Origin of the sequence: Flavobacterium sp. (assembly GCF_043779715.1) — a bacterium.
Lineage (GTDB): Bacteria > Bacteroidota > Bacteroidia > Flavobacteriales > Flavobacteriaceae > Flavobacterium.
Genome location: NZ_JAYWDT010000098.1, coordinates 1 through 8537 on the forward strand (window position 1 = coordinate 1; position 8537 = coordinate 8537).

The window sequence follows — 8537 nt, forward strand, 5'->3', positions numbered from 1 at the left end:
AACTTGTTTGCGAAGCGCTTTGTCATCAAGAAATTTAATCATGAGATTTCTCCTTCGTCGAAATGACAAAGTAGGACAAAACTAATATCCCAATTTTACTCTTACTCGTTGCAAAACACCATTAGCAACATTCGCTGCTTTTTGAGCGCCTACTTTTAGTATTTCTTCTAGTTCTGGAAGGTTATTCATGTAGTAATTATACTTTTCTCTTTCGGTCGAAAATTTTTCGGTAATCAATTCGAATAAGGCTTGTTTGGCATGACCGTAACCGTAATCTCTATTTGTGTTTTTATAGTTTTCAATCATTTGTGCAATTTGCACTTCGCTTGCCAATAATTTATACAAAGCAAAAATCTTACACGTTTCTGGATTTTTAGGTTCTTCGAGTGGCGTGCTATCGGTTTCAATACTCATAACTTGTTTGCGAAGCGCTTTGTCATCAAGAAAAATATTAATAATATTATTTCGAGATTTACTCATTTTATGACCATCGGTTCCAGGAATAAGCATTGTATCTTCTTGAACTTTTCCTTCAGGTAAAACGAATGTTTCTCCCATTTGATGATTAAAACGAGAAGCCACGTCACGTGTAATTTCAACATGTTGTAATTGGTCTTTTCCTACAGGAACAAGGTTTGCGTCATACAGCAAAATATCTGCAGCCATAAGCATCGGATAAGTAAATAATCCTGCGTTTACATCTTCTAACCTATCGGCTTTATCTTTGAATGAATGTGCTAATGTTAATCTTTGAAACGGAAAAAAACAACTCAAATACCATGATAATTCCGCAGTTTGCGGCACATCACTCTGACGATAAAAAACGACTTTATCACTATCTAAACCACAAGCAAGCCAAGCCGAAGCAGTGCTGTATGTGTTTTCTTTTAATATTTTTCCGTCTTTTATTTGGGTAATCGAATGCAAATCGGCAATAAAAAGAAATGATTCATTTTCGGGCTTAACAGACAATTGTATCGCTGGAATAATTGCGCCTAATAAATTTCCTAAATGCGGTGTTCCTGTACTTTGAATCCCTGTAAGTATTCTTGCCATTTTGTTTGTTTTTTTACCGCAGGGTTAAAAAGAATTTTTAGAAATTTTGCGGTTAATTTTTAATTTTCATACAAAGTTAATTCTTTTATCAAATTTATAAAGCAATTCCTTATTTTTGACACTATGAGATTATTTAAAATTATTTTTTGGTTTTTGTGGCGTGTTTGGTTTTATGTTCTGATGGCTGTTCCTATTATCGTTATGTTTCCTTTCCTATTTGTGTCGATACTAAAAGAAACTTGGTATCCCTATTTTTTTAAAATAGCAAGAATTTGGGCAAAAGTAATTTTGTTTGGCATGGGATTTTATTACAAAATCGAGAAAGAACAAGAGATTGATTCTAGTAAAAGTTATATGTTCATTGCCAACCACACTTCTATGACAGACATTATGTTGATGCTCGTTACAGTGAAAAACCCATTTGTATTTGTAGGTAAAAAAGAATTAGTAAAAATTCCTTTGTTCGGATTTTTTTACAAACGTACTTGTATTTTGGTTGATAGAGATAATCCTAAAAGTAGAACCGAAGTTTTTACTCGTGCTCAAAAACGGATAAATCAAGGTTTGAGTATTTGTATTTTCCCCGAAGGAAAAGTACCAGATGACGAATCGATTGTTTTAGATGAGTTTAAAGACGGTGCTTTCAGGTTGGCGATAGAACATCATTTACCCATTGTTCCATTAGTTTTTTATGACAACAAAAAAAGATATTCTTACACTTTTTTTAGCGGAAGTCCTGGCAAAATGAGAGTTAAAATATTACGTTTTATAGAAACTGCAAACAAAACTTTAGATAATAGAAAAACAATAAAAGCTGAGACTAGAAATATTATTTATAATGAACTAATAGCTTTTGAAATAAAGAAATAAAAAAGTGCCTTGGCGAGGCACTTTTCCACTTGTTACTACGAATAGTAACGGCAACTTAACTAAAAAAAGCTAAAGCAACATAGCTTAAAACTTGAAACTTATTCCAGAATATAATCCTATTAAGTAAGGTTTAAACCCACCAGAGTTAGCATTATATGTATTGAGCTGATATTTGAATGTTGGTTCAAAATTAGCTTCAAATGATTTCCAAAAACTGTATTTGAATCCCAATCCAATATTAGTACTAAAATGCAATTTGTTTAAATTATTTGCTTCTCCAACAACTGTTGTAAGTCCGGATGAAATTACAGAAACCTTATTTTCATTTAAGAAAAGTGAACTAAATCCTGTGATAACTTGAATTCCAAATTTCTTATCTAATAATTTATACGAAACCTCAACAGGCACTTCTATATAACCCGTTTTTTGGTTTAGCAATCCGTCATCTTTTGTTTGCAGTGCAATTTCTTGAGATTTCGATACCTTTTTGTCTTCAATAATCATATTTTTTGCATCCGAAGCTACATTTATTGTTTTTAATTTACTTACTGAATTGGCGTTTTTTGAAGCGAAATCGGCATAATAAACAATATCGTTTGTGTTATAACTGTAATCGAATTTATTTATTCCTGTTCTTATGGAAAGCTTTTTAGAAACTGCATAATCAACCCCCAAACCTACACTCAAACTATTCTCGTAACTTTTAGTATTATCCGCAAATTGATTGTCTATTGGAGAGCCTTGTGTGGCACTCATGAACAGTGGTGCAACATTTGGTTTTACTTTCCATTTCTGAGTGTTTTCTGCGATTTTTTTCTCTTCTTTATTTTCATTCTCTTTGTCTTTAAGGATTTTTTCGAGAGGATTTTCTTCAACAACAGCAACGGCAGCAATTGTCGAATCTTTTGTTATTCCTTCTGGAAGAATTGTATTTGCAATTGTTGTATTTGCAATCGAATAATTAGGATTTACACTGGTAGCATTAGTGATTTTTTCTTTAATATTATCATCTGAATTATTCGAAGAATTAACCTTTGCATTATTGTTGTTTTGAACTAAAACTTCTGAAGATTTATTAGTAATGAAAGGTTTGTTTTTATTTGAAACTGATTTTTTTGAAGATTTATTTTCAGTATTATCTACAATTTCTGTTTCGATAGTATTATCAAGAATATTTGATTTTATTTTCTGGCTTATTTTTTTCTTCTTAATAAAGTAAGAAGACTTGTTTATATTATTGTTATTTTGAACTAAAACTTCTGAAGATTTATTGGTAATGAAAGTTTTGTTTTTATTTGAAACTGGTTTTTTTGAAGATTTATTTTTAGTATTATCTACAATTTCTGTTTCGATCGTATTATCAAGAATGTTTGATTTTATTTTCTGGTTTATTTTTTTCTTTTTAATAAAGTAAGAAGACTTATTTGTATTTCCTTCTTTAGATTCAGCAGAAACTAAAGCTGTAGTTGATGATTTTTTTGTTTCAAAAATTGCATTGTTTTTTGAAGTAGTAACTTTACTATTTTTGTTTTTATTGACAACAATCGAATTGTTCTGGGTTGAAACAACATTATTTTTCTGGTTGTTATTCGTCGAAATTATTTTGTTTTCGTTTTTATTTACAATTGAATTTTCGTTTTTTGAATTACTAACTACCGAATTATTTTTATCTGAAATTATACTTTTTTCTAAAACCTCGTTTGTCGTCAAATTCTTGCTTTTCGAACTTTCAACAATTGGGTTATTTGTATTTAAAATTTGGTTTTTCTGTAAAGTTTCATTCTTATTTTTAGAAGATTCCTTTTGGTTTTTTTCTGTTGAAACTACAATTTTTGAATCAATTTTACTTTGATCAAAAGTAAATAAACTCGTGTAATTATTTGCTGTAAAAAACCCCAACACAAGTGCTGCAGCAATTCCTGCGGCTTTCATATTAAACCAAAATGGAATTACTCTTTTTTTGTTCTCTTTCTTTTCAAGTTCGACCGCTATGTTTTCCCAAATATATGAGGAAGGTGTAGCTTCAAAATCCTTAAGTTTTTCTTGGAACAAACGTTCTATATTTTTTCTTTCGCTCATTTTGCTGATGGAAATATTTTTTCTTGTGATTTGTCTATTTTTTCTTTTAGTGACATTTTGGCTCTTGCCAAATTCGATTTGCTTGTTCCTATTGTAATTCCTAGCATTTCGGCAATTTCTTTGTGTGAATAATCGTCCATGACATACAAATTAAACACCAACCTATACCTGTCTGGTAATTCCTGAATGATTTTAAGTAAAAAATCAAGACTTACATTTTCGTCATCAATTTCTATAGATGCATCATCTACAACATCGTTTACAAGTTCCAGAAATGGTGTTTTCCGGTATTGTTGTAAAACGTTGTTTATCATTAACCGTTTTGCCCAACCATCAAACGAACCTGCAAATTTATATTGTCCTATTTTATCAAAAATAATTAAAAACCCATCTTGTAAATTGTCTTCCGCCTCTGCATAATTTCTTGAATACTTCAAACACACCGAAAATAATTTACCTGCATATAGCTGGTATAATTGTTCTTGCGCCTTGGTGTTTTTTTCTAGACATCCTTGTATGAGTGTTGGTAAGCTCAAATTAAATCATTTATTTATGGTACGACTGGGATTTCTATTTCTTCAAAAACATCGACTCCGTTAACTTTTCCTTTCCAAAGTTTAAACACATAACTTGTTTCATTTCCTGGTTTAAACTGCAAGATTTCCGTAATTGGATTTACAGTTGCCACCTCACAATTGTTTTGTTCTAAAACACTTGTTTGTATAGCAATGGTTCTAACATTTAGATTTCTTTCATAATAAAATCCCTCAAAAACATGACACGTAGTGGGGCGAATATAGTTAAAAGGTAATTCGTAAATACTATCTTTTTTAAATTCAATAGGGAGAATTGCACTATCTATAGGCAATGATTCTAAGTGAAATTTATCTCCTTCAACCTCTGTACTACAACTAATAACACTAAGTGCTACCATAAGTAATAATGCAAATTTTTTCATGAGTTAGTTATTTTATGAGTATTTAATAAAATGTAAATTTATACTTGTAAGATACAAAAATGTAAATTAGGTTGCGTGTGAAAATAAAAAAACCCAAAATTTCTTTTGGGCTTCTTGTCTTATTGATTAGATTCTTTGATGAAATCTTTTATTTTTACTTCTAGTTCATCTGCTAATTCAGGATTATCTTTTATTAATCCTTTTACTGCATCACGTCCTTGTCCTAATTTTGTATCACCATAACTAAACCAAGAGCCAGCTTTTTTAATGATTTCGAATTCTACCGCAAGGTCAAGAATTTCACCTGTCTTAGAAACTCCTTCTCCGTACATAATATCGAATTCGGCAGTTTTAAAAGGTGGTGCAACTTTGTTCTTTACCACTTTTACTTTAGTTCTATTTCCTAATACATTATCTCCATCTTTTATTTGTGTCGAACGACGAATATCTAAACGAACTGAAGCATAAAATTTTAATGCATTTCCTCCTGTTGTTGTTTCAGGATTTCCGAACATAACCCCAATTTTCTCTCTCAATTGATTGATGAAAAATACAGTACACTTTGTTTTGCTAATTGTTCCTGTTAATTTCCTCAAGGCTTGCGACATCAAACGAGCATGAAGACCCATTTTAGAATCTCCCATTTCACCTTCAATTTCGCTTTTTGGCGTAAGAGCAGCAACCGAGTCAATCACAACAATATCTATTGCACCTGAACGAATAAGGTTTTCGGCAATTTCTAATGCTTGTTCTCCATTATCGGGTTGTGAAATAATTAAGTTTTCAATATCAACACCTAATTTTTCAGCATAATTTCTATCAAAAGCGTGTTCTGCATCTATAAATGCAGCAATTCCACCTGCTTTTTGAGCTTCGGCAATAGCGTGTAAAGTTAAGGTTGTTTTTCCTGAAGATTCTGGCCCGTAAATCTCGATTACACGACCACGTGGATAACCACCAACTCCTAATGCTAAATCTAATCCTAAAGATCCTGAAGAAATAGTTTCTACTTCTTCTACAGCTTTATCACCCATTTTCATTACAGTTCCTTTACCGTAAGTCTTATCTAATTTATCTAATGTAAGTTGTAATGCTTTTAATTTGGCTTCTTTTTCTGAACTCATTTTATCTGTAATTATTTTTAGTAAAAATAGTTGTTTTCTTTGATATGGTGTATATAAGTTTTCAACAAAAAAATAATTAAAAAAAGGCACGAAGAAATAAACTCTTCGCACCTTTTGTGAAATTTTGTGGTTAAAAAACTAGAAAATAATTTTCTTAATGACCGTTTGTCTGTTTTCTAGGGTAACTTTTACTATCAATGTTTGGCTATTTCTCATAACAGAACTCACTGCATATTGATTTCTATTTACATTATTTTTAGTAGCTAATGTTTGTCCTAAAACATTATAAACTGTGTAATCTTTAATGTTTTCTATAGTAGAATTTATTTTTATTTCATTGTTTGAACCAAAAACAGATACTCCGCTTTCTACTAAATTAAAATCAGCATTACTTAACGCTTGATTTGTATAACGCAACACAAAACGATCATTTGTTACGCCTTGAGTTGCTGTAAACTGATATGGAGAATCTGTAATATCATTAATTGTATTTAGCAATTTGTCTTCTATATAAATTTTTTGCGCTCTTCCAGAAAACAATCCATCAACTGCTGCAACTGCAATAGTGTACGTCCCATTTGTTTGAATTTTTATTCCCATAGGAACTTTATCATTCACATCAAACGGCAAGCTTTTGCCTTGTATTGTCATAATGTCGTTTCCAATTAATGAATAGAAATTTTGTGACGATTTATAATCTGTTAAGGCATCAAACATTCTGTCTTTTCCTAATGTTGCACCTTCAACATAGGCAACTAATGTTCTTGTTGTTTCTAAAGTTGGACTTACTAAGTCGATCCAAATTCTATTCCTCTCTATGTTTCCCCCTACCACTTCTTGTGTAGTAGATACTTTGTGGTTTGCATTTTTATAAAACTGACTGTTTGCAAATGTTTTATTGCGCATTGCATTATTGAAAGTAGCCGTACTTGTTGTGGCAGTTCCTGGATTCATTAAAACAAAAAACCCTTGTCCACCACCAATAACACTTAGTACTCCAGGTCCGCTAGTTGCTCCAGCTCCATTTATGGCAATATAATCGCTTGCCGTATAATCATAAACAAAACTAGCATAAAAAGTATTTACAGCAGATACGGGTAGTGTTCCATGTGTCCACAATCTGACGAAACCATCTAATTGAGGGTTTGCTGTTAGAAAAGAGTTAATGCTTATTGCAGACGGATAAGGATTTCCTAATAAATTCCAGTTATCGTCATTAGCTGTAATTGTTACTCCATTTGTTCCTGCATAATTTTCACCTGTATAACTACCTCTTGCAATTGCAGGAGTTAATATTCCGTTAAAAGGAATACCATTAGTAAATATTGTTGCCCAATCTTGCGCCGCTGTATTACTAAAACCATTAGGTGCACGAACAATATAACCTTGTCCTCCTACCATTGTAGTAGATGCGTTTTGCCAATATCCCAAACCTCCATTTGTATTTACTAAAGTAGGATTCCATAACCAATGACAATAGGCTGGAGTTAGTGGCGAAATAGAATTTACATCAAAACCATTAACTGGTGATGACCAATACACATAATCTTGTAACTTAACAGAAGCAACTCTTTCATAAGAAATATTTCCAGTGTCTACCCCTGCGTCATTAATTTGAACTAATGAACCCGTGTTTAATATATTAAATGTTCCGTTGTTAGAGATATTATTTTGAATTTCAACATAAGTATTTGCAGAAACAATAAGGGTAAAAGTAGCATTAATGGTCAAATTACATGCACTAAAACTTCCATTTGTGGCTGTTGTATAATTACCGTTAATTGTTGCTGCTTTAGATAGAGTTGGCATTCCATTACTCCAAGCCGAACCATTCCATATTGTAGCATCTGTAGAGATTTTAACAGCTAGCGTTGCAATGTAACATGTTGCTGTATTTTCTCTTACTTGGCAATAATATTGATAACTATCTAAACCAGTTAATGACGAAATATTTAAAGTACCTGATGTTGCTCCAGTATAAACTCCAGTATTTATTAATGCAGTCCATGTAGTTGTAGCAGGTGCTATTACATACCATTGATACGCTAAAGCATTGCCACCCACAAAACCTTCTGTTGCCGAAACACTCATTGAAGCTGTAGTTGAAGCACAAGTTAAAGCAATTGTTGGTTGTACAGAAATGCTTGGTTGTGACCCTCCAGTTGGAAGAGTTAATCCAGCACTTGGATAACATACTCCAGCACCTAACGGTGTAGTACTCCAGTCTGCTGCAACATAAGATGTTCTTGCGCTAAGTGCCCCCGTATTTCTTACCATATAATAGCCTGGTCCAGTTGGGTAAGTGTCAACATCATCAATAACAACGGTTCCTGCTGCATTTCTTAACTGAATACCGTCATTTTCATTAAATCCACCATCGATTGTACCGTTTGTTGATGCTGGTCCACAACTACCAACAGAAACTTTCAGTATCCCTAAAGCTCCTGAAG

General features: G+C 32.2%; 7 protein-coding genes. 1 reads left to right on the forward strand and 6 read right to left on the reverse strand.

Annotated features, from left to right (window positions below; genetic code table 11):
• Positions 1 to 81: 81 nt before the first annotated feature.
• Positions 82 to 1056 carry a tryptophan--tRNA ligase gene (gene trpS, locus ACH2BG_RS04885; RefSeq protein ID WP_395046599.1) on the reverse strand — a complete coding sequence of 325 codons (975 nt, stop codon included), beginning with the start codon at positions 1054 to 1056 and terminating at the stop codon, positions 82 to 84.
• Between the two features lie 123 nt (positions 1057 to 1179).
• Here trpS and ACH2BG_RS04890 point away from each other — a divergent pair, with 123 nt between their 5' ends.
• Positions 1180 to 1926: a lysophospholipid acyltransferase family protein gene (locus tag ACH2BG_RS04890; protein WP_395046600.1), complete on the forward strand. Its 747-nt coding sequence runs from the start codon at positions 1180 to 1182 to the stop codon at positions 1924 to 1926.
• Between the two features lie 84 nt (positions 1927 to 2010).
• Here ACH2BG_RS04890 and ACH2BG_RS04895 read toward each other — a convergent pair whose 3' ends face one another.
• From ACH2BG_RS04895 to ACH2BG_RS04915, 5 genes are all read right to left on the reverse strand, one after another.
• Positions 2011 to 4005: a hypothetical protein gene (locus ACH2BG_RS04895; protein ID WP_395046601.1), complete on the reverse strand. Its 1995-nt coding sequence runs from the start codon at positions 4003 to 4005 to the stop codon at positions 2011 to 2013.
• Positions 4002 to 4541, reverse strand: a complete 540-nt coding sequence (locus tag ACH2BG_RS04900) for an RNA polymerase sigma factor (protein ID WP_395046602.1) — start codon at positions 4539 to 4541, stop codon at positions 4002 to 4004. Before ACH2BG_RS04900 ends, ACH2BG_RS04895 begins: the two co-directional genes overlap by 4 nt.
• Positions 4542 to 4555: 14 nt before the next feature.
• Positions 4556 to 4963 carry a hypothetical protein gene (locus ACH2BG_RS04905; RefSeq protein ID WP_395046603.1) on the reverse strand — a complete coding sequence of 136 codons (408 nt, stop codon included), beginning with the start codon at positions 4961 to 4963 and terminating at the stop codon, positions 4556 to 4558.
• A 119-nt stretch (positions 4964 to 5082) separates the two neighbouring features.
• Complete coding sequence (recA, locus tag ACH2BG_RS04910; RefSeq protein ID WP_395046604.1) at positions 5083 to 6087, reverse strand: recombinase RecA; 1005 nt, start codon at positions 6085 to 6087, stop codon at positions 5083 to 5085.
• A 138-nt stretch (positions 6088 to 6225) separates the two neighbouring features.
• The coding region (locus ACH2BG_RS04915; RefSeq protein WP_395046605.1) for a T9SS sorting signal type C domain-containing protein at positions 6226 to 8537 on the reverse strand (2312 nt) is incomplete at its 5' end.